This window comes from Acidiphilium acidophilum (assembly GCF_033842475.1).
Taxonomy (GTDB): Bacteria; Pseudomonadota; Alphaproteobacteria; order Acetobacterales; family Acetobacteraceae; genus Acidiphilium; species Acidiphilium acidophilum.
Genome location: NZ_JAWXYB010000018.1, coordinates 2,624,737 through 2,650,507, shown reverse-complemented (window position 1 = coordinate 2,650,507; position 25,771 = coordinate 2,624,737). Strand labels below are relative to the sequence as shown.

The following is a 25,771-nucleotide window of genomic DNA, read 5'->3' as shown; positions in this document are numbered from 1 at the left end:
GACATGGGGGTATCAAGGTTACATCAGATCAGGGCGATACATTCGAAAGTGTGGTTACCGATGAAAGCCTTCAAGACTCCTGCGAAATGGCTCGCCGATGTCGATGCCGATGCCGCGGGCATGCTGATTGCCGCCGCCGCCGACATCGCTTTGATCATCGATCGCAAGGGGATCATTCGCGACGTGGCATTCCAGAGTGCGGCGTTCGCCAATGAGTTCGAGCAGAGCGATTCCTGGATCGGGCGGGCCTGGGCGGAGACGGTTACGGTGGAGAGCCGGCCCAAGGTCGCCGATATGTTGCGCGACATGGCGGGAAAATCGGACGACCGGCCCAATCCGCTGGGGCGGCACGTGAATTATGCCGCGCGCGAGGGGATCGATGTGCCGATCCTGTTCTCGACCATTCCGGTCGGGCGGAGCGGCCGGGCGATTGCGTTCGGGCGGGATTTGAGGGCGCTGGCATCGCTCCAGCAGCGGCTGATCGATGTGCAGCAATCGCTGGAGCGCGATTATTCGCGGCTGCGCCATGTCGAGACGCGCTACCGGATTTTGTTTCAGATGTCGACCGAACCGGTGCTGGTGCTCGACGGGCAGAACCAGAAGATCATCGAGGCCAACCCGGCGGCGCAGCGGTTGTTCGGCGATCGCGATAAATTGTCGGGGCTGGCTTTTGCCGCGCTGGTCGATGAGGAGAGCCAGGATGCGACCGCGCAACTGCTGGGCTCGATCCGCTCCGCCGGGCGGATGGACGATGTGCGGATCCGGCTGGCGGGTCACGAGGGCGAGATGCGGATTTCCGCGTTCCTGCTGCGTCAGGGCGAGGGGCAGAACTTCCTGCTCCGGCTTTCGCCGGTCAGCCCGGTCGATCCGAACAACCTGCTGTCCGACAGCAAGGCGAAGCTGCTCAAGCTGATCGAAAGCGCGCCGGACGGGTTTGTGGTCACCGGCAATGACGGGCGGCTGCTCGCGGCCAATGCGGCGTTTCTCGACATGACGCAGCTTCCTTCCGAGGAGCAGGCGCATGGCCAGTCGCTCGACCGCTGGCTCGGGCGGCCCGGGGTGGATTTGAACGTGCTGAGCGCGAATTTGCGCCAGCATGGTTCGGTGCGGCTGTATCCGACCGTGCTGCGCGATGAATTCGGCACCCAGACCGAGGTGGAGATTTCGGCGGTGACGGTGATGAACGGCGGCAAGCCGTGTTTCGGGTTCGCGATCAGGAATATCGGGCGGCGTACCGCGCCGGAATTTATTCCGCCCGCGACCACGCGCGCGGTGCCGCGTTCGCTCGAACAGATCAGCGAGTTGATCGGGCGGGTTTCGCTCAAGGAGATCGTGCGCGAGGCGACCGAGGTGATCGAACGGCTCAGCATCGAGGCGGCGCTGAAGATTACCGGGGATAACCGGGCGTCGGCGGCGGAGATGCTCGGCCTGTCGCGCCAGAGCCTGTACGTCAAGCTGCGGCGCTACGGCATGATGGATGCCGATGCGCTGGGAGCCGCATAGAATGGAATTGGAGATCGGATGACGCCAGCGGACAAACCCGGCCTTGTGCTCGATCGGTCCGTCGTTGCGCCGCTGCGGCTGCCTGATCTCAGGGTTTGTCTCGAACTGCTCAAGCCGGTCACGTGGTTCGCCGCCATCTGGGCGTTCATGTGCGGGGTGGTGTCCTCGGGCGTGCCGCTCGCCGCGCGCTGGCCGGAGCTGGTGCTCGGCATGGTGCTGGCCGGGCCGATGGTGTGCGGCACCTCGCAGGCGGTGAACGACTGGTTCGACCGGCATGTCGATGCGATCAACGAGCCGGACCGGCCGATCCCCTCGGGGCGGATGCCGGGGCGCTGGGGGCTTTATATCGCGATCATCTGGTCGGGCGCGTCGCTGCTGGTGGCGGTGCCGCTCGGGCCGTGGGGGTTCGGCGCGGCGGTGTTCGCGCTGCTCGCCGCCTGGGGGTACAGCGCGCCGCCGTTCCGTTTCAAGATGAACGGCTGGTGGGGCAATGCGGCGGTGGCGCTGTGTTACGAGGGCGTGCCGTGGTTCACCGGGGCGGCGGTGATGCGCGATGCGCTGCCCTCGGTGAATATTCTGATCATCGCCGCGCTTTATAGCGTGGGTGCGCATGGCATCATGACGCTGAACGATTTCAAATCGGTCGAGGGGGATCTGAAGATCGGCATCCGCTCACTGCCGGCGCAGCTTGGTGTGATGCGGGCGGCGGTGATCGCCTGCGTGATCATGACGGTGCCGCAGGCGGGGGTGATTCTGCTGATGATCGGCTGGCATCATTTGTGGGCGGCGGGGCTGATCGGGGTTTCGCTCGCGGTGCAACTGGTGCTGATGCGCCGGCTGCTGGAAAAGCCGCGCGAACGGGCTCCCTGGTACAATGCCACGGGGACCACGCTTTATGTTCTGGGGATGCTGGTCAGCGCCTTCGCGCTCGCCGCAACGGGGGTCTGACGATGGCACAGATGGGCGAATACGATGTGGTGGTGATCGGCGGTGGCCCGGCGGGGGCGACTGCTGCGGAGACGCTGGCGAAGGCCGGGCGCACGGTGTTGCTGCTCGACCGCGCCGGGCGGATCAAGCCGTGCGGCGGGGCGGTCCCGCCGCGACTGATCCGCGATTATGCGATTCCGGAGCATCTGATCGTGGCGAGGGCGCGGGGGGCGAACATCGTTTCCCCGACGGCGAAGACGGTGGCGATGCCGATCGATGATGGCGGTTATGTCGGTATGGTCGATCGCGATGTGTTCGACGAGTTCCTGCGCGAGCGGGCGGCGGCAGCGGGGGCGGAACGGCGGACCGGGCGGTTCGAGCGGCTCGAACGGGATGCGACGGGGCGCACGAGCGTGCATTTCAAGACGGGGGCGGGCAGCGACGTGGTGCGGGCGCGCTCGGTGATCGGCGCGGATGGGGCGGTGTCCGCCGTGGCGCGGCAGACGATTCCGGGGGCGGACAAGCACAAACGGGTGTTCGCCTATCACGAGGTGATCAAATCGCCGCCCGCCGGGACGCCGGGGTGGAATCCGCAGCAATGCGAGATCCATTACGATGCGCGGGTGTCGCCGGATTTCTATGCCTGGATCTTTCCGCATGGCGAGACCGCGAGCATCGGCACCGGTAGTGCGGTCAAGGGGTTTTCGCTGCGCGGGGCGGTGGGCGATCTGCGGAGTGCGGCGGGGCTGGCCGGGGCGGAGACGATCCGCTCCGAAGGCGCGCCGCTGCCGCTCAAGCCGCTGCCGCGCTGGGATGACGGGATCAACGTGCTGCTCGCCGGGGATGCCGCCGGGGTGGTTGCGCCGGCTTCGGGCGAGGGAATTTATTACGCCATGCTCGGTGGCCAGCTGGCGGGCGAGGCGGTCGATGAATTCTGCGCCACGGGGGAGGCGAGGGCGCTGCGGACGGCGCGCAAGCGCTTCATGAAGACCCACGGGATGGTGTTTTTCGTGCTCGGGTTCATGCAGAATTTCTGGTATTCGAGCGACCGGCGGCGGGAGCTGTTCGTTGCGATCTGCGGCGATGCCGATGTGCAGGCGATGACCTGGCAGGCCTATATGAACAAGGCGCTGGTGCGCACCAGGCCGGTCGTGCACCTGCGGATTTTCACCAAGAACATGGCGCGGCTGACCCGGCTGATGCACGCATGAGGATGGATTACATCATGGATTGCGGCACGTGACGTTTTTTTCGGGCAATTGGGGACCGGTGCTGGTCGCTGCCGGGGCGGCGGCGGTGACCGCGCTCGCGGGGGGGCTCGCGACGAGGCTGGGGCCCTGGTACTGGAACCTGCGCAAGCCCTCGTGGCAGCCGCCGCCCTGGCTGTTCGGGCCGGTCTGGACGATCATTTTCGCGTTGATCGCGGCGGCGGGGGTGATTTCTTGGGAATCGGCGCCGGATCGGGCGAGTGCGGCGCTGGTGATCGGGCTGTTCGCGCTCAATGCGGTGGTCAATGTTGCGTGGAGCGTGCTGTTTTTTGCGATGCGGCGGCCGGACTGGGCGTTGATCGATATTTTTCCGCTCTGGCTTTCGATTGCCGCCCTGATCATTGCGATGCAGCCTTATGCCGCGCGCGCGAGCCTGCTGCTGGTGCCGTATCTGTTGTGGGTCAGCTTCGCGGGGTTTCTGAACTGGACCATCGTACGGTTGAACGCGCCGTTCGGCGCCGTTGCAGCGGTGCGCTGATCATGGCGCTTTATCCGTTCACCGCCATTGTCGGCCAGTCGGAAATGGTCCGGGCGATGCTGATCGCGACGGTGGAGCCGGCGCTTGGCGGGGTGCTGGCGTTCGGCGATCGCGGCACCGGCAAATCCACGGCGGTCCGGGCTTTGGCGGCGCTGTTGCCGACGATGCGCGCGGTTGCGGGATGCGTCTATCATTGCGACCCTTCGGATCGCGCGGCGCTCTGCCCGGATTGCCGCACCCGCCGTGCGGCGGGGCGGCTGCCTGCCGAGCGGGTGGCGATACCGGTGGTGGATCTGCCGCTCGGGGCCACCGAGGATCGGGTGGTCGGTGCGCTCGACCTCGAACGGGCCTTGTCCGATGGGGTCAAGGCGTTCGAGCCCGGCCTGCTGGCGCGCGCTCATCGGGGCTTTTTATATATCGATGAGATCAATCTGCTCGAAGATCATCTGGTCGATCTGCTGCTCGATGTCGCGGCCTCGGGCGAGAATGTGGTGGAACGCGAGGGGTTGAGCCTGCGCCACCCGGCGCGGTTCGTGCTGATCGGCAGCGGCAATCCCGAGGAGGGCGAGTTGCGCCCGCAACTGCTCGACCGGTTCGGACTCTGCGTCGAGGTCAAGACCCCGACCGATCTCGACCAGCGGATCGAGGTGGTGCGGCGGCGCGATGCGTTCGAGCACGACCGGCGCGGGTTCATGGCCCGGTTCGCGCCGGCGGAAGCGGCGCTGCGGCGGCAACTGGTGGATGCGATGAGGATTTTGCCGCTTGTTGTGGTGCCGGAGGCGATCCTGCGCCGGGCCGCGCAGCTTTGCCTTCAGCTCGGCACTGACGGGTTGCGCGGCGAACTCACGCTGCTGCGCGCCGCCCGCGCCGAGGCGGCGCTGGAGGGGGCGTGCGAGGTGAGCGAGGCGCATCTGCGGGCCGTGGCTCCTGCCGCGTTGCGCCACCGGCTGCGGCGCGATCCGCTCGATGAGAGCCTCGCCGGGGCACGGGTCGAACGCGCGGTTTCCGAACTGTTCGCGCCAAGCGCGGTCGCGGCATGAGCCCGATGCCGGCACCGCGTAAACCGACCCGCAATGCCGGGCTTGCCGCGTGCCTGTTCGCGATCGATCCGGTCGGGCTCGGTGGCATGGTGATCCGCAGCCGGATCGGGCCGGCGCGGGATGAATTTATTGCGCGCTGCCGTGCCTTGCTGCCATCCGCCATGCCGGTGCGCCGCCTGCCCGCCCATATCAGCGATGACCGGCTTTTGGGCGGGCTCGATCTGGCGGCGACGCTGCGGTCGGGCTCGCGGATCGCGGCGACCGGGCTGCTCGCGGAGATCGATGGCGGTGTCGTGGTGATCCCGATGGCGGAGCGGCTGGATCGCGCGCTGGTGGGCAAGCTGGTGGCGTCACTCGATCGCGGGACGGTGAGTGTGGCGCGGGACGGGGTGATGAGTGTGCGGGACGCGCGGTTCGGGGTGATCGCGCTCGATGAGGGGATCGGCGATGAGGCCGCCCCGGCTGCGCTGGCCGACCGGCTTGCGTTCATGCTCGATGAGACCATGCTCGACGACACGTTCGTGGGCGCGTTCGTCTGGCCCGGTGCCGGCAGGATTGCTGGCGCGCGCCGCCGGCTTGCGCGGGTCGTGGTGCCGGATGGGATTGCCGCCGCTTTGTGCGGGACGGCCGCTGCGCTCGGGATCGGGTCGTTGCGGGGGACGATTCTTGCGCTGCGCGCTGCCCGTGCCGCCGCGGCGCTGGCCGCGCGCGCAACCGTGGCCGAGGCCGATGCCATTCTGGCCGCGCGGCTGATTTTGGCGCCGCGCGCAACGACGCTGCCAACGCCCGAACAGCAGGCGGAGCAGCAAGCGCAGCCGGAGCGGCAGACATCGGAGGCTGAAGCCCGATCGTCCATGCCGGATGAAGTGCCGGAGGAGCGGGGCGAACCGGGCCGGACGCCGGAAGACATGGCCGACCGGGTGCTGGATGCCGCCCGCATCGCCTTGCCGCTCGATCTGCTGGCGGCGTTGGCGATGCATGGCCACACGCCGCCCGCGCGCAGTGCCGGGGGGGGTGCGGTCGATCGTGCGGCCGGGGGGATGCGGGGTCGTCCCGCCGGGGTGCGGCCGGGCCGTCCCGGCAATGGGGCGCGGCTTGCCGTGATCGATACGCTGCGCGCCGCCGCGCCGATGCAGCGTTTGCGCCGCCGGGATCGGGCCGCCTCGGCGGGCGGGCCGCGCGTGATGGTTCGCGCCGAGGATTTCCGGATCAAGCGGTTTATCGCGCCGGTGCGGGCGGTGGCGATTTTCGCGGTCGATGCGTCGGGGTCGTCGGCGTTGAACCGGCTGGCCGAAGCCAAGGGGGCGATCCAGCTGCTGCTCGCCGATTGCTATGTGCGGCGCGATCAGGTCGCGCTGATCGCGTTTCGCAACCGCGCCGCCGAAGTGCTGCTGCCGCCGACCGGCGCGCTCGCCCGTGCCCGCCGCAGCCTGGCCGCCTTGCCGGGGGGCGGGGCCACGCCGCTTGCGCTCGGGATCGATGCCGCGCGCGACATGGCGCTGGCCGAGCGGCGCCGGGGGGCGCGGCCCTTGATCGTGCTGCTGACCGACGGCGGGGCGAATATCGGGCGGGACGGCAAGCCGGGACGGGAGGCCGCCGGGCGCGATGCCCGTGGTGCCGCGCAATCCTGTGCCGCTGCCGGGCTTGCGGCCATGGTGATCGACACCGCGCCGCGCCGCAATCCGTTCGCTGCCGAACTCGCGCGGCTGATGGAGGGGCGCTATCTGCCGCTGCCCTTCGCCGATGCGGCGGCGCTCAGCCACGCCGTGCGCGCGCAGGCGGCCTGAAAGATGACCCGAATGGCGCTTGAAATGACCGAAACCGCAGCCGCTCCGATCGATCGGGGGCATGACGCCTCGCTCTGGCAGGCGCTGATGGGCGATGGCGCGCCGGACTGGGAGCGCGACGGCGCGGCCTGGCCCAATCGCGCGGCGAGCCGCTTCGTCGAGGCGGGCGGCCTGCGCTTTCATGTTCAGGTCATGGGGGCCGGGCCGGTCGTGCTGCTGCTGCACGGCACCGGGGCGGCGACTCATTCGTGGCGGGATCTGGCCCCTGCACTCGCACGGCGGTTCACCGTCATCGCGCCCGATCTGCCCGGGCACGGGTTCACCGAAATGCCGGGCTGGCCGCGCATGTCGCTGCCCGGCATGGCGGGGGCGCTGAATGCCTTGCTCGATGCGCTCGCGCTGAAGCCTGATTTGATCGTCGGTCATTCCGCCGGGGCGGCGATCGGGATCGAGATGTGCCGCAACGGGCGGCTCGCGCCGGCGGGGCTGGTCAGCCTCAATGGCGCGCTGTTGCCGTATCGGGGCAATATGACGCGGGTGTTTTCGCCGATCGCCAAGGTTTTCGCGATGAACCCGCTGGTGCCGCGCCTGTTCGCGTGGCGGGCGCGGAGCCCCGCGGTGGTGCACCGCCTGCTCGCCGGGACCGGTTCGACCATCGATGCGGCCGGGGAGACGCATTATGCCGCGCTGGTCCGCCATAGCGGCCATGCCGCCTCGGCCCTGACCATGATGGCGAACTGGAACCTCGATGCGATCGAGACCGATCTGCCCCGCTTCGCGCCGCGCCTGCTGCTGGTGACCGGGGCCAATGACCGCGCGATTTCGCCGCGCGAGGCGGAGCGGATCGCGCGCATGGTGCCGGGTGCCAGACTGGTCTCGATGCCGAAACTCGGGCACCTCGCGCATGAGGAAGCGCCGGCGGAGACCGCGCGGATCATCGAGGAATTCGCCACCGCCATCGGGGTGTGCGGCGCATGAACGCGATGCCGGACCGTGCGGCGATGACCGACCGGCATCGGCCCCATGCCGTGGTGATCGGCGCCGGGATCGGCGGGCTGGCCGCCGCCATTCGGCTCGGCGCGCGGGGCTGGCGCGTGAGCGTGCTGGAACGCTGCGAGCAGGCGGGCGGGCGGGCTTCGGTGTTCCGTCAGGACGGGTTCACCTTCGATGCCGGGCCGACCATCATTACCGCGCCGTTTCTGCTCGAAGAACTCTGGAGCCTCGCGGGGCGGCGCTTTGCCGATGATGTGAACCTCGTGCCGATCGAGCCGTTCTATCGCATCCGGTTCGACGGGGGCTCGTATATCGATTGCGCGTCGGACCCCGGCTTCATGCGCGCGGAGATTTTGCGCCTCGCGCCGGGGGATCTTGCCGGGTATGAAAAATTCATCGCGCTGACCGAGGAGATTTACCGGATCGGGTTCGAGCAGCTCGGCCACGTGCCGTTCGGGTCGTGGACCGACATGGCGCGGATTCTGCCCGATCTGCTGCGTCTGTCCGGTCATCGCAGCGTGTATGCGCTCGCGGCGCGGCATGTGCGGGATGAGCGCATCCGTGCGGCGCTTAGCTTTCATCCGCTGCTGGTGGGCGGCAATCCGTTCAAGGTCAGCGCGATCTATGCGATGATCCTGCATCTCGAACGCAGGCACGGCGTGCATTTCGCGATGGGCGGGACCGGGCGCATCGTGGAGGGGATGGTGGGGCTGATCGCGGGGCAGGGCGGGACGATCCGCTGCAATACCACGATCGATCGGATCACGACCGCGAACGGGGTGGCCACCGGCGTGGTGCTTGAGGATGGCACAAGCATCGCCGCCGATATCGTGGTGTCGAATGCCTGCACCGCGCATACGTATAAACATCTGCTGCGCGATGCCCCGCGCCGGCGCTGGACCGATCGCAAGCTCGACCGGACGCGCTACTCGATGGGGTTGTTCGTCTGGTATTTCGGCACCGACAAACGCTATGCCGAGGTGCCGCACCATGCGATCGTCATGGGGCCGCGCTATCGCGGGTTGCTCGACGATATTTTCGAGACCAGGACGTTGGCGGGGGATATGAGCATTTATCTGCACCGCCCGACCGCGACCGATCCTTCGCTGGCGCCGCCGGGTTGCGATGCGTTCTACGCGCTGGCACCGGTGCCGCATCTCGGCGGTGATACCGATTGGGCGACGCATGCCGAGACTTACCGGCAGGCGCTCGAATCCCGGCTGAGCGAGACCATGCTGCCCGACCTCGCCCGGCATGTCGTGACCTCGCGCATCATGACCCCGGCGGATTTCCAGACCCGCTATGCCTCCACCCTCGGGGCCGGGTTCGGCATGGAGCCGGTGCTTACCCAGAGCGCGTGGTTCCGGCCGCATAATGCGAGCGAGGATATCCGCAACCTGTTTCTCGTCGGCGCCGGCACGCACCCCGGCGCCGGGGTTCCCGGCGTGCTCTCGACCGCGCGGGTGCTCGATACCGTGGTGCAGGACGCGCGCCATTATGTCTGATCGCCCCGCAACGCCGGACCTCGAAGCCTGCCGCACCCTGCTGCGGGGTGGTTCGCTCAGCTTTCATGCGGCCTCGCTGCTGCTGCCGGCGCGCATCCGCAATCCTGCTACCGCGCTCTATGCCTTCTGCCGCGTGGCCGATGACGAGGTGGATGAGGGCGCCGACAAGGACGCCGCGGTGGAACGGCTCGCCCACCGGCTCGACCGCGCCTATGCGGGACAGCCGCAGAACCATCCGGTCGATCGCGCGTTTGCGGACATGATCGCGACCCACGCCATACCGCGCACCCTGCCCGACGCGCTGATCGAGGGTCTCGCCTGGGATGCTGCCGGGCGGCGGCATGACACCATCGCCGAGGCCCGCGCCTACGCGGCGCGCGTGGCCGGAGCGGTCGGGGCGATGATGACGCTCATCATGGGGCGGCGCGATGCCGAAAGCCTTGCCGCCGCCTGCGATCTTGGCATTGCCATGCAGTTCACCAATATCGCGCGCGATGTGGGGGAGGATGCACGGCAGGGCCGGCTCTATCTGCCGCTCGACTGGCTTGGCGAGGCGGGTATCGACCCTGGGGATTTTCTGGGCGATCCACGGTTCTCGCCGGCGCTGGCGCGGGTCGTTGCGCGGTTGCTCGACGAGGCCGAGCGGTTCTATGAGCGTGCCGGCTCGGGGATTTCGCGCCTGCCGCTCGACTGCCAGCCCGGCATTCAGGCGGCGCGGATGATCTATCGCGCCATCGGCCGCACCCTTGCTCGTGACGGTTACGATTCGATCGCCGCCCGCGCCCGCGTTTCGGGCCGGCGCAAACTCGGCCTCGCCGCCCTCGCGCTCGCCCGCACCGGACTGCCCGCTTTGCGCCTGCCGCCCTTGCCGTGTGCGGAGACGCGCTTCCTGATCGATGCCGCCGCCGTGCCGGTGCGCGAGCCGATCGGGCCGGGGGCGCGCGTCATCATGCTGATCGACCGGCTGGAACGGACCGACCGCATTATCCGCCGCCCGGAACATCCGCTCTCGAATCTTGGATCCCGCCTCTCTGGCGATTTCGCCTGCCCCCCCTAATTCAGGCTCAGGAGGATCATTTCATGCTGGATACCGCGATCGGCCTTTCACTCTATGGCATCGCCATCTTTTTCGTCGCCCACGGCATTCGCGCCCGGCGCCTCAAGCGACTCGAAGCCGATGAGCCGGTGAACCCGATGATCTTCGCCGCCGGTGAAATCATGCGCCCGATCCTGCAGATCGCCGCCGCCTATGCCGCGGTCAAAACCACCTTCATGTATTACGCGCTCGGCGGACCCCGGATTTTTCCGCTGATCGATTTCGGCGGGCTGATCGCGATGCTCGCGGCCTACGGGATCTGGGTCCAGCTGAAACTGAAGCCGATTTCCCAGCCGGGACAGGACAATACCGAACCCACCCCGGCGCCCGCACCGCTTCACCCGGCCCTGCCGCCCGAACTCATCCCCCAGCCGGTCGCGCGCACACCATCGCCCGCCCCGGTTCGCGAACTCGAACCGGCCGACTGAGGCCGGATGCTCGAATTCGGCGGACTCGAACTCGTCGTGCTCGCCGCCGCGATCTGGTCCCTCGTCTCGGTCCGCCGCAGCCTCAAACGCGACCGCGCCGCCGATCCTCCGCACGATCCGGTCTGATGCGGCGCGGGGTGGGATGGGCAGCAAGGCGAGGGGCTCTGCCCCTCGACCCCGCCAAAGGCGGAGCCTTTGGAATCCACTAGTTTCAGGCGGGAAGAGGGCGGCATTCCAGTCCAACCACCGCCCGTCACTGGATGCCCTCTTCCCGCCTGAAACTAAAGGGTTCTAAGGGCCGTGCCCTTAGTGGGGGTCCAGGGGGCAAAGCCCCTTGGTGCTTCCTACACCACCCGGCGCGGCATTCGGAACGGGAGCATGGCCTGGACGATGGGGGAGCGGAAGCGATTGAGGTCGAGGGTTTCGTGCATGGTGTCGAGGGGTTCGCCGTCGATCTGGGTGGCGATGCGGGCGCGGGCGTAGAAGGGGGCGTCTTCGAAGTTGCGGATGAGGCGGGGCTCGGTATCGGGGTCGTTGCGGGTTTCGCGGGGGAGGCGCCACCAGGTCATGGGCAGAGGCGCGGCGGGTGGGGCGGGTTTGGTGGTGACGCCGCCGTTGGCGGCGAAGTCGAGCGAGAGGTCGGTGGTGCCGCCGTCGCGGCGGTTGGCGTGGTAGAAGATGCGGGCGCCGCGGCGGGTGGTTGCGCGCGACCAGTTCCAGGTCGAGAAGGCGGTGGCCATCGGGGCGTCGCCGTCGTTGCGGTCGAAATAGGCATCGCCTTGCCAGATCAGGGCGGGTTTCTGGAAGGTGACGGCGATGCGGGCGCAGGGGGCGACGGGCTGCCAGCGATGGGTGCCGGTGGCGTCGAGGTTGTAGATGGCGGGTTCGAGGGCTTTGGGCGTGAGGGTGATGGTGCCGCGCAGGGGGCGGGGGATCGGGGTGGTGATTTCCTCGATCCGGGCGGACAGGTGGTTGCCGTTCCAGTCGAGTCGGCTGGGGCCGATGCTCAGGGTGTGGGGGTCGCGGATGAGGGTGCGGCGGCGGCGTTCGGTCATGGCCCACAGGGAGCGGCGGGGGCCGTAGAGGGCGAGGTTGATCGCGACGTAGTCTTCGGGGTCCGCGCCGCCGGGAGTTCGGTGGTTGGCGCGGGCGTAATAGGGCGAGAAGACCGAGCCGACGAAGGCGATCAGGGTGAGGGCGTGCTGGCCGTCGTCGCTGAGGGCATCGATGTACCACCAGGCGTATCCGCTGCGGGGGATCGGGGTGTCGAAGCGGATCATGGCTGGTCCGCCAGCACGGCCTGGGCGGCGAATCGGCCGGAGCGGGCGGCCATCGGCAGGCCGGGGCCGGGGTGGGCGGAGCCGCCGGCGAGATAGAATCCGGGGAGTTTTGTTCGCGCGGTCGGGCGTTGGAACGGATCGCGCCAGCCGGCGAGGTCGCGGCCGTAGAGAGCGCCGCCGGAGCCGGGGAACAGGGCGTCAAATTCCACCGGGCCGGTGGTGGTGGCGGCCTGGATGTCGAGGGTCAGTCCGGCGGCGCGCAGGCGGGTGAGGACGCGGTGCCAGAGGGCGGCGATGGCGGCGGGGTCCGGTGTGGCGCGGTCGCCCTGGGCAGGGGCGTTGACCAGGATCAGCAGGCGTTCGGCGCCGTCGATCGGCGGTTCGGTGATCGCGCCGGTGCGGTCCTGCGCGCAGATGTAAATGGTGGGGTCGGTGGGCAGGGTGCTCTGTGCGATGTCATGGAATTCGGCGGCGTAGTCAGCGGAGAAGAAGACGTTGTGGTGGCTGAGGGGAAAGCCGTTCACCGTTGCGACGACCTGCCAGGTCACCGCCGAGAGAGAGCGGGTGAAGCGCAGGGAAGCGGGCTTGATCGCGCGTTGGGCGGCTTCGCCGCACTGGCCGGTGGCGATGGCGCCGAGATCGGTGTTGGCGATGACGGCGGCGGCGGCGATGGTGCTGCCGTCGGCGAGGCGGACGCCGCTGGCGCGGCCGTTATGGGTGACCACGGCATCGACGCTCGTGGCGTAGCGGAAGGTTGCGCCGTGGCGGATCGCGAGGTCGGCGATCGCGTCCGCGAGGGGGCGCATGCCGCCGGCGATGCGCCAGACGCCGCGCTGTTCGGCGTGGGCGATCAGCATGAGGGTGGCGGGGGCGGCGAAGGGCGACGCGCCGGAATAGGTGGCGTAGCGGGCGAATAATTGTTGCAGCCGATGATCGGTGAAGCATTTGCCGAGCGCCTGCCAGAGCGATACGAAGGGCGAGGCGTGGCGGAACGACGCGGCACCGGCGAGGCCGGCACCGCCTGTGACGCCGAGCAGGCTGGGGGTGGTGGCCTGCATGAAACTCGCATCGAGGGTGCGGTAGATCGCGGCGCTCCGGCCACAGAAGATGCGGAACTCCTGCGCGGCGCGGGTGCCGAAGACCTGGCCGATCGCGGTGGCGCTCGCGGTTTCGCTGGCGAAGAGGTCGAGGGTGGCGCCGTCCGGCCAGTGGTGGCGGGCGAGGACGGCGAGGGGCAGGAGTGTCAGGTGATCGTCGAGGCGTTCGCCGGCAGCGGCGAAAAGGTCGTCGAACACGGCGCGCATGGTGACCACGGTGGGCCCTGCGTCGATCGTGGTGTTTGCCACCGGAACGGTGCGCAATTTGCCGCCCGGGGCGGTGGCGCGTTCGAGGACGATGACGGGCCGGCCGGAAGTGGCGAGATCGGCTGCCGCTGCGAGGCCGCCGATGCCGGCACCGATGATCACGACCGGCAGGGGGGCTGGGTTGGCGATGGCGGTGCACTCCGTGTCACGGCGAGGATCGAAATTGCTTGACGAACTGTCAATCAAATAGCACAGTCAGTAGTGACAATCAAAGTTGACACTTGCGGTATCGTCCGCAGGTCGTTCGGGAGGGTCATATGGACGCCTTGGCACTGATCGAATCCACTCTTACCACCGCCATGCTCCGCGCCGAAGCCGGTGATGCCCCGCCGAAACTGGCTGCGGCGATGCGCCATGCGGTGTTCCCGCGCGGGGCACGGGTGCGCCCGCGGCTTTGTCTGGCGGTGGCGGCGGCGTGCGGGGCGACCGATCCGCAATGCGCCGCCGCTGCGGGGGCTGCGCTCGAATTCCTGCATTGTGCCTCACTGGTTCACGATGATCTGCCCTGTTTCGACGATGCGCCGATCCGCCGGGGGAAACCTTCGGTCCATGCCGCGTTCGGCGCGCCGCTGGCGGTGCTGGCGGGGGATGCGCTGATCGTGCTCGCGTTTCAGACCGTGGCCCTGGGATGTGCCGGGCACCCGGCGCATCTGGCCGGGCTGATCGGCATTGTCGGGCAGGCGGTCGGGATGCCGGGTGGGATCGTGGCCGGACAGGCGTGGGAAAGCGAGGATGATGTCGATCTGGCGCGGTATCAGCGTGCCAAGACTAGCGCATTGTTCGCTGCCGCCGCCATGGCCGGGGCGCTGAGTGCGGGCCATAATCCGGCACCCTGGCGTGCGCTCGGCGAAAATCTTGGTGATGCCTACCAGATTGCCGATGATCTGTGCGACGCCGCCGGAGATGAGGCGGTCTGCGGCAAGCCGATCGGGCAGGACCGGGCGCTGCATCGGCCCAGCGCGGTCACGCTGCACGGAATTGACGGCGCGCTCGATCGGCTCGACCGGATTGCCGAGGATGCTGCCGCTTCGATCCCCGATTGTCCCGGTGCGGTGCCGCTGCGGGCGCTGATCGTGCAGGAGGCCAAGCGACTCGTGCCGAAAACCCTCGCGCGCGTTGCCGCATGACGGTTGTGGCCGGCGCGCTGCCGCTATCGCTGCGCGACCGCTGGCAAGCGATTCGGAACCGGCTGCTCGCCAGTCCACGGTTTCAGCACTGGGCCGCGGCGTTTCCGTTGACCCGGCCGATCGCGCGGCGCGAGGCGACCGCCCTGTTCGATCTCTGCGCCGGATTCGTCTATGCGCAGACGCTGTCGGCCTGCGTCAGTCTCGATCTGTTCGAGCGGCTTGCGAAACGGCCGGTGGCCATCGCGACGATTGCGGCTGAGGCCGATATGCCGGGCGAGGCGGCGCTGCGGCTGATCCGCGCCGCTGCCGCGCTGCGGCTGCTGGAGACCGATGGCACCACGGCGCGCCTCGGCCCACTCGGGGCGGCGCTGCGGGGTAATCCGGGGATTGCCGCCATGGTGCGGCATCATGCGCTGCTCTATCGCGATCTTGCGGACCCGGTGGCGCTGCTGCGCGGCGAGAGCGATGCCAGCCTCGCGGCGTTCTGGCCCTACGATGCCGCCAGCGAGGACCGCGCCGGGACCTATTCCGCGCTGATGGCCGCATCGCAGCCGATGATCGCCGCCGAGATCCTTGCGGCCTATGATTTCAGGCGCCATCGGCGGTTGCTCGATCTTGGCGGCGGCGACGGGAGTTTCCTCGCCGCGCTGGCCCCTGCGGCGCCGCTGCTCGACCTCACGCTGTTCGATGTGCCGACGGTTGCCGAACTGGCGCGGCGGAAACTCGCCGCTGCCGGTCTCGCGGGGCGGAGCCGGGTGTGCGGCGGCGACATGCGGCGTGATCCGCTGCCGCGCGATGCCGACATCATCACCCTGATCCGGGTGCTGCATGATCACGACGACGACCAGGCGATGGCGATTCTGCGTAACGCGCGTGCCGCGCTGGAGCGGGGCGCCACGCTGCTGATTGCCGAGCCGATGGCCGGCACCAAGGGGGCCTTATCGATGGGCGATGCCTATTTCGGGCTCTATCTGTTCGCCATGGGCAGCGGACGGCCGCGCCGCCCCGCCGAACTTTTCGCCATGCTGAGCGCCGCCGGGTTCACCGCCGCGCGCCGGCACGCCACCAACCAGCCGATGCTGGCGAGCGTGATCACGGCGCGCGCGGCATGAGGATGGCGGGTTCGTTCACCGATCAGTGTAAATTTAGGTTGACAATAAAGACTGTCAGAGTATTCTTACACTTGTATCCCGGTATCAACCGGTTGCGGCACTCCACAGGGAGGACGTGCATTGTCTGATAGTCTTGCCGTCATCATCGACTCCCCAAAGCACGTCGCCCTTCGCCGTATCGCGCTCGATGCGCCGGCTGCGAACGACGTGCTGGTGGCGGTCGATTACAGCGGGATCAGCGCGGGCACGGAAAAACTCATCTGGTCCGGTGCGATGCCGGATTTTCCCGGCATGGGCTACCCGCTGGTGCCGGGCTACGAGGCGGTCGGTCGTGTCATCGACGCCGGGGCGGAGGCGAAATCGCGGATCGGCGAGCATGTGTTCGTCCCGGGTGCCCGCTGCTTCGGGGCGGTGCGCGGGCTGTTCGGCGCCAATGCCAGCCATCTGGTCGCCGGGGCTGACCGGGTTGTTCCGATCGCACCCGATCTTGGCGATCGCGGCGCGCTGATCGCTCTTGCCGCCACGGCGCAGCATGCGCTCGCCATTGCGGGCGGGCCCCCGGATCTGATCATCGGCCACGGCGTGCTGGGTCGCCTGATCGCGCGGCTTGCGGTGATCGACGGTGGTGCACCCACGGTGTGGGAGACCAACCCGAATCGGATGGATGGCGCGCAGGGCTACAAGATTTGCCACGCCGGGAGCGATCCCCGGCGCGACTATCGCGCGGTGATCGATGCCAGCGGCGATGCGGCGATTCTCGATGCGCTGATCGCCCGGCTCGCGCCGCAGGGGCAGATCGTTCTTGCCGGGTTCTACGCGGCGCCCATCCAATTCGCGTTCGCTCCGGCCTTCATGCGCGAGGCGCGGATTGCGATCGCGGCGCAATGGCAGAAGGCGGATCTCGCGCGCGTTACTGCCCTGATCGCCGAAGGCCGGCTCGATCTCGGCGGGCTGATCACCCACCGCATCCCGGCACGGGATGCAGCGGGCGCCTACCACACCGCCTTTGGCACGGACGATTGCCTGAAACTTCTCATCGATTGGAGAGACGCCTCATGAACGCATCCACTGGCCGTATTGCCCCGGATATCGAGGTCGGGGCCAGCGTCGCGTCCCCGAAGCAGACCCAGATCATTGCGATCTATGGCAAGGGCGGGATCGGCAAGAGCTTTACCCTCGCCAACCTGTCCTACATGATGTCGCAGCTCGGCAAGCGGGTTCTGCTGATCGGGTGCGACCCGAAGAGCGACACCACCTCGCTGCTGTTCGGCGGCCGCTCGTGCCCCACGATCATCGAGACCTCGTCGCGCAAGAAGGCGGCGGGAGAGCCGGTGCTGATCGGCGATGTGTGTTTCAAGCGCGACGGGGTGTTCGCCATGGAACTCGGCGGGCCGGAAGTCGGGCGCGGCTGTGGAGGGCGGGGGATCATTCACGGGTTCGAACTGCTCGACAAGCTCGGGTTCCATCAATGGGATTTCGATTACGTCCTGCTCGATTTCCTCGGGGACGTGGTGTGCGGCGGGTTCGGCCTGCCGATCGCGCGCGATCTTTGCCAGAAAGTCATCGTGGTCGGCTCGAACGATCTGCAATCGCTCTATGTTGCCAACAATGTGTGTTCGGCGGTCGATTACTTCCGCAATCTCGGGGGCAATGTCGGGGTTGCCGGGCTCGTCATCAACAAGGATGACGGCACCGGCGAGGCGCAGGCCTTTGCCGAGGCGGTGGGGATTCCGGTGCTGGCCGCGATTCCGGCGGATGAGGATATCCGGCGGAAATCGGCCAATTACGAAATCGTCGGCCAGAAGGGCGGACAGTGGGCGCCATTGTTCGAGGCGCTCGGGGTTCAGGTTGCCGAAGCGCCGCCGATCCGCCCGAAGCCGCTGACCCACGATGCGCTGCTCGGCCTGTTCAAGGGCGAGGCGGTGGGGCGGGGCGTGACGTTGCAGCCTGCGAGCCTTGAGGATATGTGCGGGTCGACCATTCTGAACAAACCCTCGCTCGAAATCGTCTACGAGGGCGCGTGACCATGAGCCCGCCCGATGGCACCGTGGCCGCCGCGAAACCAGCCGCCGGCTGCCACGGCGGCACCGACACGATGCAGCAGGCGGCGCGCGCCGCCGGGAAATCGGCGCTGCTCGATCGTCTGGCGACCGATTATCCCAAGGGGCCGCACGATCAGCCGCAATCGATGTGTCCGGCGTTCGGGGCGCTGCGGGTCGGTCTGCGGATGCGCAGGGTGGCCACGATCCTGTCCGGTTCGGCGTGCTGCGTTTACGGGCTGACCTTCACCTCGCATTTCTATGGGGCGCGCCGCAGCGTGGGGTATGTGCCGTTCGATTCCGAAACCCTGGTGACCGGCCAGCTGTTCGAGGACATCCGCAAGGCGGTGCGCGAGACGGCGCGGCCTGCCGATTACGATGCGGTGGTGATCATCAATCTGTGCGTGCCGACCGCTTCGGGCGTGCCGCTCGACCTGTTGCCGAAAGAGATCGACGGGGTGCGCATCATCGGGATCGATGTGCCCGGTTTCGGAGTGCCGACCCATGCCGAGGCGAAGGATGTGCTGGCCGGGGCGATGCTGCGCTATGCCCGCACCGAGGCCGAGGCCGGTGCGGTTGCCCGGCCCCGGACCGAACTGGCGGACGGGCAGCGTGTGACGCTGCTCGGTGAATTGTTTCCCGCCGATCCGCCCGGAGTTGCCGCCATGCTGGCACCGATGGGGCTTGCGATCGGCCCGCAACTGCCGGCGCGGGAATGGCGCGACCTGTATGCCGCACTCGATTGCAGCATCGCCGCGGCGGTGCATCCGTTCTACACCGCCAGCGTGCGGGAATTCGCCGCCGCCGGTCGCGCCGTGGTCGGGTCCGCCCCGGTCGGTGAGGCCGCGACCGCCGACTGGCTTGATGCGATCGGCAGGGCGGCCAATATCGATGCTGTAACGATCGATCGTGCCAAGGCTCAGGCGCTTGCGCCGATCCGTGCGGTGATGGCTGCCAATCCGGTGAACGCCCGCATGGTCGTTTCGGGCTATGAAGGCTCGGAACTGCTGGTTGCCCGCCTGCTGATCGAGGCCGGGGCGACGATCCCCTATGTCGGGACCGCCCTGCCGCGCACCGAATGGAGCGATGCCGACCGGATCTGGTTGGAGGAACAGGGCACCCATGTCCAGTATCGCGCCTCGCTGGAGCAGGATATCGCGGCGATGCGCGAGGTGAAGCCCGATCTGGCGCTCGGGACGACGCCGCTGGTTCAGGCGGCGAAGGAGATCGGCACGCCGGCGGTTTATTTCACCAATATGGTCTCGGCCCGCCCGGTTTTCGGCGCTGCCGGGGCGGCGGCATTGCCCGCCATTGTTGCCGCCCAGTGCAAGGGGCGTGAGCGGTTCAGCCGCATGGTCGGTTTTTTCGAAGCGGCCCCTGCGCCGACGCCACCGCCGCGCACCGTGACCCGACCCGTGAAAGCGGAGGTGGTCTGATGCTGGTTCAGGATCATGATCGGGCCGGGGGGTATTGGGGGGCGGTTTACGTGTTCTCCGCGATCAAGGGGTTGCGCGTCGTGATCGACGGGCCGGTCGGGTGCGAAAACCTGCCGGTGACTGCGGTGCTGCATTATACCGATGCGCTGCCGCCGCATGAACTGCCCATCGTGGTCACCGGACTCGACGAGGATTCCCTCTCGATGACCGGAACCGAGGGGCCGATGAAGCGCGCCGCCGCGAGCGGGGATCAGAAACTGCCCGCCATTGTCGTGACCGGCAGTATCGCCGAGATGATCGGGGGCGGCGTGACGCCCGAGGGCTCGAACCTCCGGCGGTTTCTGCCGCGCACGATCGATGAGGATCAGTGGCAGAGTGCGGATCGGGCGCTGGTCTATCTGTACAGCGAGTTCGGCAATGCGAAGGCGAAGCGGCCGGAGCCCAAGGCCGAAAAGCCGCTCGTCAACATCATCGGGGCGATCTACGGCACGTTCAACATGCCGTCCGATGTTGCGGAGATCAGGCGGCTGGTCGAGGGGATCGGCTGCGAGGTCAATCTGTCGTTCCCGCTCGGGGCGCAGCTCAGGGACACGCCGAAACTCGCCGATGCCGGGGTGAATATCTGCCTGTATCGCGAGTTCGGCCGCAAGCTCTGCGAGGAACTCGGCAAGCCGTATCTGATGGCACCGTTCGGCATTCATGCGACCACCAATTTCCTCCGCAAGCTCGGTGAACTCACCGGGCTCGATCCGGAGCCGTTCATTGCGCGCGAGAAGGAGACCACGATCAAGCCGATCTGGGATCTGTGGCGCAGCGTGACCCAGGATTTCTTTGCGACAGCGAGCTTCGCCGTGGTGGCGACCGAGACCTATACGCGCGGGCTGAAGCGCCTGCTTGAGGAGGATCTGGGGATTCCCTGCACCTTTGCCTTCGCGCGCAAGCCGGGTGTGAAGCCGGACAACGATGCGGTGCGGGCGGCGATTGCGAAGACCCCGCCGCTGGTGCTGTTCGGTTCGTTCAACGAGCGGATGTATGCCGCCGAACGCGGCGGGCGCTCGACCTATATTCCGGCCTCGTTTCCCGGTGCGATCATTCGCCGGGCGACCGGCACGCCGTTCATGGGTTACGCGGGAGCGACCTATGTGGTGCAGGAATACTGCAACGCGCTGTTCGACGCGCTGTTCACCATCCTGCCGCTCGGCACCGAACTCGACAAGATCGATGCGACCCCGGCCCGCGCCGATGCGGCCGGTTTGTGGGAGCCGGCGGCGTTGGCCGCGCTCGATCGTCATTTGGAGACCGAGCCGTTCCTGATCCGGATTTCGGCGGCCAAGCGGCTGCGCGACCGCGCCGAGCGCGAGGCCCGGCACGAGGGGTCGGCCCGTGTGACCACGGCGCATGTCGAGGCCGCATTCCGCGAACGGGTGCCTGCGTGAGCCCGTCGCTTTCCATTCGCCCGGCAAGGCGTGCCGGGCTCACCTATCGGGTGTCGTTCGCAAGGCGGCATCCGTCCCCCCGCGCGGGGTCCGCGCGGAACTGGTCTGTCCCGGCAACGTGCCAGCCCAAATCGAGGATATCTCTATCATGTCCATGACCACACAAGATCGGGAAGGCTCGCTATCCGGCCTGACCGAGCGCGAAGCGAAGGAGTTTCACTCCATCTTTACGATGAGCTTCATCGGCTTCGTCGTTATTGCGATCGTCGCCCACTTCCTCGTCTGGCAGTGGCGCCCGTGGATTCCCGGCCCGCATGGCTATGTGACCGGGTTCCTCACCAACGCTCATATCGGGGTGAAGATGCTCACCTCGAATATCGGTTGAGGGAGGACAGACCATGTGGCGCATGTGGCTTCTGTTCGATCCGCGCAGGGTTCTCACCGCACTCGGGGTTTTCCTGTTTGCGCTGGCCATCCTGATTCACTTCATCCTGCTGAGCACGCCGCGTTTCGACTGGATCGGTGCGGGTGGCCCGGCGATGACGATGCAGCAGCAATCGTCGATGCCGGCAAACAAGTAAACTTCGACCAGGCATGGAGGGCGCAAGCCCTTCGCCAACCCCGGTGCGCGCCTGGCAAGCCAGGCCGCATCGGGCGAGGGCCTCGATCGAGACCTAACGAGCGACAAGGAACAGCCCGATGGCAATGCTCAGTTTTGAAAGAAAATACCGGGTCCGCGGCGGCACCCTGCTCGGCGGCGATCTGTTCGATTTCTGGGTAGGGCCGTTCTACGTCGGGTTCTTCGGCGTCGTCGGCGGGTTTTTTACCCTGCTCGGCACCGCCCTGATCATCTGGGGTGCGGCGATCGGGCCGACCTGGAATATCTGGGAGATCAATATCGCCCCGCCCAACCTTTCCTACGGGCTCGGCTTCGCGCCGCTCGCCCATGGCGGGCTGTGGCAGATCATTACCATCTGCGCGGTCGGCTCGTTCGGGTCGTGGGCGCTGCGCGAGGTCGAGATTTCGCGCAAGCTCGGCATCGGCCTGCATGTGCCGGCGGCCTTCAGCGTCGCGATTTTCGCGTATGTTTCGCTCGAAGTGATCCGCCCGCTGCTGATGGGGGCGTGGGGGGTGGGATTTCCCTACGGCATCATGTCCCATCTCGATTGGGTGTCGAACACCGGCTATAATTATATCAATTTCGAATATAATCCGATGCATATGGTGGCGGTGACGCTGTTTTTCACCACGACCTTCGCGCTGGCCCTGCACGGGTCGCTGGTGCTCGGCGCGGTCAATCCGGCCAAGGGCGAGACCGCCAAATTCACCGAGCACGAGGATACGTTTTTCCGCGACTTCATCGGCTATTCGATCGGCACCCTCGGCATCCACCGGCTTGGTCTGTTCCTTGCCCTCGGCGCCGGGTTTGCGAGTGCGGCCTGCATTCTGATCTCGGGCCCGTTCTGGACCCAGGGCTGGCCTTCATGGTGGGGCTGGTGGCTGCATCTGCCGATCTGGCAGTTCGGCGGACACTGAGGCGGTCATGCACCAGAGCGAAATCCATAACGAATTGTCAGTAGGGAGGCTGTAATGGCCGAATACCAGAACATCTTTACCCGGGTGCAGATCCGCGGTCCCCTGCATGAGGGGGTGCCCGCACCGTCGGGAAGCTGGGGCCGGCAGGGCAAGCCCTTTTTCAGCTACATGCTCGGGCAGATCGGCAATGCCCAGGTCGGGCCGATCTATCTCGGCACGCTCGGGGTGGCCTCGATCATCTGTTTCGTGGTCGCGTTCGAGATCATCGGGCTCAATATGTGGGCCTCGGTGAACTGGAACCCGATCCGATTCGTGCGTGATCTGCCGTGGCTGGCGCTCGAACCGCCGGCACCGGCTTATGGTCTGAGCCTTCCGCCGCTTCAGCATGGCGGCTGGTGGCTGCTTGCCGGGCTGTTCCTGACCAGTTCGCTGATTCTCTGGTGGGCGCGGATCTATCGCCGGTCGCGCCAACTCGGGATCGGCACCCATACCGCCTGGGCGTTCGCCTCTGCGATCTGGCTGTTCCTGGTGCTCGGCTTTATTCGCCCGCTGCTGATGGGCAGCTGGGGCGAAGCGCCGCCGTTTGGGATTTTTCCTCATCTGGACTGGACGGTTTCGTTTTCACTCCGTTACGGCAACCTCTATTACGATCCGTTCCATATGCTCTCGATCGTGTTTTTATACGGCTCGGTTCTGCTGTTCGCGATGCACGGGGCGACGATTCTGGCGGTCAGCCGGTTCGGCGGCGAGCGGGAGGCCGAGCAGATCGTGGATCGTGGCACCGCCTCGGAACGCGCCGCGCTGTTCTGGCGCTGGACCATGGGGTTCAATGCCACGATGGAGTCGATCCATCGCTGGGCCTGGTGGTTCGCGGTGCTGACCACACTGACCGGCGGCATCGGCATTCTGCTCACCGGCACCGTGGTCGATAACTGGTTCCTCTGGGCTGTGAAGCACCATGTCGCGCCGCCTTATCCGCATGTTTACGGCCATGTTCCCAACCCCACCCTCACCGGCGCTGGTACGACCGGAACGGGAGCGAACCCATGAGAGTCACGATCCCCCTGCTCGCTTTGATCGGCGGTCTTGCGCTGGCCTTCATTGCGGTGCTCACCTTGCAACGCCCGCCTGCTCACATCGAGCAGATCGGCTATCGCGGCACCGGCGCGATGGATGTTTCGAACCCGGCGGCGATCGCGGCATCCTTCGCGATGAATCAGGCACCGGCGGTTCTGCCGCAGAACAATGCCGGGCCGCTGGCCGGGACCATCTACAAGAACGTCCAGGTGCTCAAGGACGTTCCTGCCGGTGCTTTCGCGCGGATCATGGTCTCGATGACCCAGTGGGTCGCGCCGAAGCAGGGCTGCAACTACTGCCATGTCAGCGGCAATTTCGCGTCCGATGCCAAATATACCAAACGTGTCGCGCGCCGCATGATCCAGATGACGATCTATATCAATTCGCACTGGAAATCCCACGTCAAGAATGTCGGCGTGACGTGCTATACCTGCCATCGCGGCAATAATGCGCCGAAATACGTCTGGTTCAACGGGGTCGAACCGCCCCATGCGACCGGGTTGATGGATACCGCAACCGGCGAAGCGCGGCCTTCGCTCGCGGCGGATGGTTCGGCGCTGCCCTATGATCCGTTCTCGTCCTTTCTGGTCGGTCATCCCAAGGGCGGGGTGAATGCGCTGATCAATACCGAAGGCACCACGGCCCTGCCCACCGGCAACCGCATGTCGATCCAGCAGACCAACTGGACCTATGCGCTGATGATGAACTTCGCCACCTCGCTCGGGGTCAATTGCGAATTCTGCCATCAGTCGCGCGATTTCGGCTCCTGGTCGGAAAGCACGCCCAAGCGTGTGATCGCCTATTACGGGCTCCATATGGTTCGGGGTCTGAACAATGACTACATGCTGCCGCTGACCGCGACCTTCCCGCACAATATGCTCGGCGCGGGCGGGGATGTTGCGAAGATCGACTGCTCGACCTGCCATCAGGGCGTTTCGAAACCGCTCTATGGTGCGAAGATGGCCGCGCAGTTCCCCTACCTCGAAGGACCGGCCAAACTCGCCGATCCCAATCCGAAATCCCCCGCCGCCAGCGGCGAGGCCAACCCGGCGATGATCACCATGACCGCCGCACCCGCTACGGCTCCGGCGGGTCAATCGGGCAAATAACGCCCGCGCATGGTGTCGAAAAGGCGCGGATCGAGCGATCCGCGCCTTTTCCCATGTTCAGACGGTATTTTTTTGCGAGAGGCTAACTCGCCTGGGCCGAAGCCTCGCTCCGTGTCGCGCCGACGCGGGCGGCGAGGGAGGCGGCCATGAACTCGTCGAGATTGCCGTTCAGCACCGCTTCGGGATTGCCGCTTTCCCAGTTGGTGCGTAGATCCTTTACCAACTGGTAGGGGGCGAGCACGTAGGAGCGGATCTGATGGCCCCAGCCGATATCGCGCTTGGTGCTCTCGGTTGCCGCACTTGCCGCCTCGCGCCGTTGTAATTCGGCTTCGTACATTCGGGCCTTCAGCATTTCCATCGCGGTCGCGCGGTTGCGGTGCTGGCTGCGATCGGTCTGGCAGGCGACGATGATCCCGGTCGGGACATGGGTGATCCGGATCGCGCTCTCGGTTTTGTTGACGTGCTGGCCGCCGGCACCCGAGGCGCGATAGGTATCGACCTTGAGGTCCGACGGGTCGATCTCGATTTCGATGGTGTCGTCCACCACCGGATAGACCCAGACGCTGGCGAAGCTCGTCTGCCGCCGGGCATTGGCATCGAACGGGGATATGCGGACCAGGCGGTGGACCCCCGCTTCGGTCTTGAGCCAGCCATAGGCGTTCATGCCGGTGATCTGGAGCGTGGCCGACTTGATGCCGGCCTGTTCGCCTTCCGACTGATCGAGCATGCTGACTTTGTAGCCATGCTGCTCGGCCCAGCGGGTGTACATCCGCATCAGCATCTCGGCCCAATCCTGGGCCTCGGTGCCGCCGGCGCCGGCGTTGATTTCCATGTAGCAATCATTGGCGTCGGCTTCGCCGGAGAGCAGGCTTTCGATCTCGCGGCGCTTGGCGTCCTCGGAAATCCGCTTCAATGCGGCTTCCGCCTCGGCCAGGACCGCTTGATCGCCTTCCATTTCCGCGAGTTCGACCAGCATGATGGCGTCTTCGGTCTCGCGTTCGATCGCGCGCACCGCATCGGTCTGGGTGACCAGCCGGTTGCGTTCGCGAAGCAGGGATTGTGCTGCTGCGGCATCGTTCCACAGCGAAGGGTCTTCGGCCTGCGAGTTCAGACGGTCGAGTTTGTCGAGTGCGGCATCCCAGTCAAAGATGCCTCCTCAGCAGGGCCACGCTTTGCGTGATCTGCTCGGCAAGAGCTTGGGTTTCGGCGGACATCGGGACTATTCCATAT

The 25,771-nt window shown here is 66.9% G+C and carries 24 protein-coding genes; 21 read left to right on the top strand and 3 right to left on the bottom strand.

Features of this window, described 5'->3' with window-relative positions:
- The first annotated feature begins 60 nt into the window (after positions 1 to 60).
- Genes ppsR through SIL87_RS15185 form a run of 10 tightly spaced genes read left to right on the top strand, consistent with a single transcriptional unit; the run spans position 61 to position 11,025 of the window.
- Positions 61 to 1,503, top strand: a complete 1,443-nt coding sequence (gene ppsR, locus SIL87_RS15230) for a transcriptional regulator PpsR (RefSeq protein ID WP_319614975.1) — start codon at positions 61 to 63, stop codon at positions 1,501 to 1,503.
- Positions 1,504 to 1,521: 18 nt separating this feature from the next.
- Positions 1,522 to 2,451 carry a chlorophyll synthase ChlG gene (gene chlG, locus SIL87_RS15225; RefSeq protein WP_319614974.1) on the top strand — a complete coding sequence of 310 codons (930 nt, stop codon included), beginning with the start codon at positions 1,522 to 1,524 and terminating at the stop codon, positions 2,449 to 2,451.
- A 2-nt stretch (positions 2,452 to 2,453) separates the two neighbouring features.
- On the top strand, positions 2,454 to 3,641 hold the full coding sequence (locus tag SIL87_RS15220; protein WP_319614972.1) for a geranylgeranyl diphosphate reductase: 1,188 nt from the start codon (positions 2,454 to 2,456) through the stop codon (positions 3,639 to 3,641).
- Positions 3,642 to 3,669: 28 nt separating this feature from the next.
- Positions 3,670 to 4,176 carry a TspO/MBR family protein gene (locus SIL87_RS15215; protein WP_319614971.1) on the top strand — a complete coding sequence of 169 codons (507 nt, stop codon included), beginning with the start codon at positions 3,670 to 3,672 and terminating at the stop codon, positions 4,174 to 4,176.
- A gap of 2 nt (positions 4,177 to 4,178) precedes the next feature.
- Complete coding sequence (bchI, locus tag SIL87_RS15210; RefSeq protein WP_319614970.1) at positions 4,179 to 5,216, top strand: magnesium chelatase ATPase subunit I; 1,038 nt, start codon at positions 4,179 to 4,181, stop codon at positions 5,214 to 5,216.
- Positions 5,213 to 7,003 (top strand): magnesium chelatase subunit D, encoded by a 1,791-nt coding sequence (locus SIL87_RS15205; RefSeq protein ID WP_319614969.1) that lies wholly within the window; start codon positions 5,213 to 5,215, stop codon positions 7,001 to 7,003. The genes bchI and SIL87_RS15205 overlap by 4 nt, the downstream gene beginning before the upstream one ends.
- 24 nt (positions 7,004 to 7,027) lie before the next feature.
- On the top strand, positions 7,028 to 7,981 hold the full coding sequence (gene bchO / locus SIL87_RS15200; protein WP_319614968.1) for an alpha/beta fold hydrolase BchO: 954 nt from the start codon (positions 7,028 to 7,030) through the stop codon (positions 7,979 to 7,981).
- Complete coding sequence (gene crtI, locus SIL87_RS15195) at positions 7,978 to 9,501, top strand: phytoene desaturase family protein (protein ID WP_319614967.1); 1,524 nt, start codon at positions 7,978 to 7,980, stop codon at positions 9,499 to 9,501. The genes bchO and crtI overlap by 4 nt, the downstream gene beginning before the upstream one ends.
- Positions 9,494 to 10,558: a phytoene/squalene synthase family protein gene (locus tag SIL87_RS15190; RefSeq protein ID WP_319614966.1), complete on the top strand. Its 1,065-nt coding sequence runs from the start codon at positions 9,494 to 9,496 to the stop codon at positions 10,556 to 10,558. The genes crtI and SIL87_RS15190 overlap by 8 nt, the downstream gene beginning before the upstream one ends.
- 23 nt (positions 10,559 to 10,581) lie before the next feature.
- Positions 10,582 to 11,025 carry a hypothetical protein gene (locus SIL87_RS15185; RefSeq protein WP_319614965.1) on the top strand — a complete coding sequence of 148 codons (444 nt, stop codon included), beginning with the start codon at positions 10,582 to 10,584 and terminating at the stop codon, positions 11,023 to 11,025.
- Positions 11,026 to 11,369: 344 nt separating this feature from the next.
- On the opposite strand, the gene SIL87_RS15180 is transcribed toward SIL87_RS15185, so the two are convergent.
- On the bottom strand, positions 11,370 to 12,305 hold the full coding sequence (locus tag SIL87_RS15180) for a carotenoid 1,2-hydratase (protein WP_319614964.1): 936 nt from the start codon (positions 12,303 to 12,305) through the stop codon (positions 11,370 to 11,372).
- A complete protein-coding gene (gene crtD / locus SIL87_RS15175; RefSeq protein ID WP_319614963.1) occupies positions 12,302 to 13,855 on the bottom strand; it encodes a 1-hydroxycarotenoid 3,4-desaturase CrtD in 1,554 nt (517 codons plus the stop codon). The genes SIL87_RS15180 and crtD overlap by 4 nt, the downstream gene beginning before the upstream one ends.
- Before the next feature lie 71 nt (positions 13,856 to 13,926).
- On the opposite strand from crtD, the gene SIL87_RS15170 reads away from it, so the two are divergent.
- The 11 genes from SIL87_RS15170 (at position 13,927) to pufC (ending at position 24,541) form a co-directional block, all read left to right on the top strand.
- Positions 13,927 to 14,796: a polyprenyl synthetase family protein gene (locus SIL87_RS15170; RefSeq protein WP_319614962.1), complete on the top strand. Its 870-nt coding sequence runs from the start codon at positions 13,927 to 13,929 to the stop codon at positions 14,794 to 14,796.
- The gene (locus SIL87_RS15165; RefSeq protein ID WP_319614961.1) at positions 14,793 to 15,908 is read left to right on the top strand and encodes a methyltransferase; all 1,116 of its coding nucleotides are present in this window, start codon (positions 14,793 to 14,795) and stop codon (positions 15,906 to 15,908) included. The genes SIL87_RS15170 and SIL87_RS15165 overlap by 4 nt, the downstream gene beginning before the upstream one ends.
- A 120-nt stretch (positions 15,909 to 16,028) precedes the next feature.
- Positions 16,029 to 16,967 carry a chlorophyll synthesis pathway protein BchC gene (gene bchC, locus SIL87_RS15160; RefSeq protein WP_319614960.1) on the top strand — a complete coding sequence of 313 codons (939 nt, stop codon included), beginning with the start codon at positions 16,029 to 16,031 and terminating at the stop codon, positions 16,965 to 16,967.
- Positions 16,964 to 17,932, top strand: coding sequence for a chlorophyllide a reductase iron protein subunit X (locus SIL87_RS15155; protein WP_319614959.1), 969 nt, complete (start codon positions 16,964 to 16,966; stop codon positions 17,930 to 17,932). The genes bchC and SIL87_RS15155 overlap by 4 nt, the downstream gene beginning before the upstream one ends.
- Positions 17,933 to 17,934: 2 nt before the next feature.
- Entirely contained in the window at positions 17,935 to 19,383 is a 1,449-nt protein-coding gene (gene bchY, locus SIL87_RS15150) for a chlorophyllide a reductase subunit Y (RefSeq protein ID WP_319614958.1), read from the top strand.
- Positions 19,383 to 20,819, top strand: coding sequence for a chlorophyllide a reductase subunit Z (gene bchZ / locus SIL87_RS15145; protein WP_319614957.1), 1,437 nt, complete (start codon positions 19,383 to 19,385; stop codon positions 20,817 to 20,819). The genes bchY and bchZ overlap by 1 nt, the downstream gene beginning before the upstream one ends.
- Before the next feature lie 148 nt (positions 20,820 to 20,967).
- On the top strand, positions 20,968 to 21,204 hold the full coding sequence (pufB, locus tag SIL87_RS15140) for a light-harvesting antenna LH1, beta subunit (RefSeq protein ID WP_405055238.1): 237 nt from the start codon (positions 20,968 to 20,970) through the stop codon (positions 21,202 to 21,204).
- 13 nt (positions 21,205 to 21,217) lie between these two features.
- Positions 21,218 to 21,400, top strand: a complete 183-nt coding sequence (gene pufA / locus SIL87_RS15135) for a light-harvesting antenna LH1, alpha subunit (protein ID WP_319614956.1) — start codon at positions 21,218 to 21,220, stop codon at positions 21,398 to 21,400.
- A gap of 118 nt (positions 21,401 to 21,518) precedes the next feature.
- Entirely contained in the window at positions 21,519 to 22,355 is an 837-nt protein-coding gene (gene pufL, locus SIL87_RS15130; RefSeq protein WP_319614955.1) for a photosynthetic reaction center subunit L, read from the top strand.
- A 54-nt stretch (positions 22,356 to 22,409) separates the two neighbouring features.
- Positions 22,410 to 23,405 (top strand): photosynthetic reaction center subunit M, encoded by a 996-nt coding sequence (gene pufM / locus SIL87_RS15125; RefSeq protein WP_319614954.1) that lies wholly within the window; start codon positions 22,410 to 22,412, stop codon positions 23,403 to 23,405.
- Positions 23,402 to 24,541 (top strand): photosynthetic reaction center cytochrome PufC, encoded by a 1,140-nt coding sequence (gene pufC, locus SIL87_RS15120; protein ID WP_319614953.1) that lies wholly within the window; start codon positions 23,402 to 23,404, stop codon positions 24,539 to 24,541. Before pufM ends, pufC begins: the two co-directional genes overlap by 4 nt.
- Before the next feature lie 82 nt (positions 24,542 to 24,623).
- Here the strand turns inward: pufC and prfB are convergent.
- Positions 24,624 to 25,755, bottom strand: a protein-coding gene (gene prfB, locus SIL87_RS15115) for a peptide chain release factor 2 (RefSeq protein WP_319614952.1) whose coding sequence is annotated in 2 segments (ribosomal slippage) — positions 24,624 to 25,685 and positions 25,687 to 25,755 — 1,131 coding nt in all. Because the reading frame shifts where the segments join, the coding sequence is not laid out codon by codon here.
- Between the last annotated feature and the right edge of the window lie 16 nt (positions 25,756 to 25,771).

Excerpts from the sequence above, each read along its gene's own strand:
- ppsR (WP_319614975.1), top strand. The coding sequence starts at position 61 with ATGAAAGCCTTCAAGACTCCTGCGAAATGGCTCGCCGATGTCGATGCC.
- chlG (WP_319614974.1), top strand. The coding sequence starts at position 1,522 with ATGACGCCAGCGGACAAACCCGGCCTTGTGCTCGATCGGTCCGTCGTT.
- SIL87_RS15220 (WP_319614972.1), top strand. The coding sequence starts at position 2,454 with ATGGCACAGATGGGCGAATACGATGTGGTGGTGATCGGCGGTGGCCCG.
- bchI (WP_319614970.1), top strand. The coding sequence starts at position 4,179 with ATGGCGCTTTATCCGTTCACCGCCATTGTCGGCCAGTCGGAAATGGTC.
- SIL87_RS15205 (WP_319614969.1), top strand. The coding sequence starts at position 5,213 with ATGAGCCCGATGCCGGCACCGCGTAAACCGACCCGCAATGCCGGGCTT.
- bchO (WP_319614968.1), top strand. The coding sequence starts at position 7,028 with ATGACCGAAACCGCAGCCGCTCCGATCGATCGGGGGCATGACGCCTCG.
- crtI (WP_319614967.1), top strand. The coding sequence starts at position 7,978 with ATGAACGCGATGCCGGACCGTGCGGCGATGACCGACCGGCATCGGCCC.
- SIL87_RS15190 (WP_319614966.1), top strand. The coding sequence starts at position 9,494 with ATGTCTGATCGCCCCGCAACGCCGGACCTCGAAGCCTGCCGCACCCTG.
- SIL87_RS15185 (WP_319614965.1), top strand. The coding sequence starts at position 10,582 with ATGCTGGATACCGCGATCGGCCTTTCACTCTATGGCATCGCCATCTTT.
- SIL87_RS15180 (WP_319614964.1), bottom strand. The coding sequence starts at position 12,305 with ATGATCCGCTTCGACACCCCGATCCCCCGCAGCGGATACGCCTGGTGG.
- SIL87_RS15170 (WP_319614962.1), top strand. The coding sequence starts at position 13,927 with ATGGACGCCTTGGCACTGATCGAATCCACTCTTACCACCGCCATGCTC.
- SIL87_RS15165 (WP_319614961.1), top strand. The coding sequence starts at position 14,793 with ATGACGGTTGTGGCCGGCGCGCTGCCGCTATCGCTGCGCGACCGCTGG.
- SIL87_RS15155 (WP_319614959.1), top strand. The coding sequence starts at position 16,964 with ATGAACGCATCCACTGGCCGTATTGCCCCGGATATCGAGGTCGGGGCC.
- bchY (WP_319614958.1), top strand. The coding sequence starts at position 17,935 with ATGAGCCCGCCCGATGGCACCGTGGCCGCCGCGAAACCAGCCGCCGGC.
- bchZ (WP_319614957.1), top strand. The coding sequence starts at position 19,383 with ATGCTGGTTCAGGATCATGATCGGGCCGGGGGGTATTGGGGGGCGGTT.
- pufB (WP_405055238.1), top strand. The coding sequence starts at position 20,968 with ATGTCCATGACCACACAAGATCGGGAAGGCTCGCTATCCGGCCTGACC.
- pufA (WP_319614956.1), top strand. The coding sequence starts at position 21,218 with ATGTGGCGCATGTGGCTTCTGTTCGATCCGCGCAGGGTTCTCACCGCA.
- pufL (WP_319614955.1), top strand. The coding sequence starts at position 21,519 with ATGGCAATGCTCAGTTTTGAAAGAAAATACCGGGTCCGCGGCGGCACC.
- pufM (WP_319614954.1), top strand. The coding sequence starts at position 22,410 with ATGGCCGAATACCAGAACATCTTTACCCGGGTGCAGATCCGCGGTCCC.
- pufC (WP_319614953.1), top strand. The coding sequence starts at position 23,402 with ATGAGAGTCACGATCCCCCTGCTCGCTTTGATCGGCGGTCTTGCGCTG.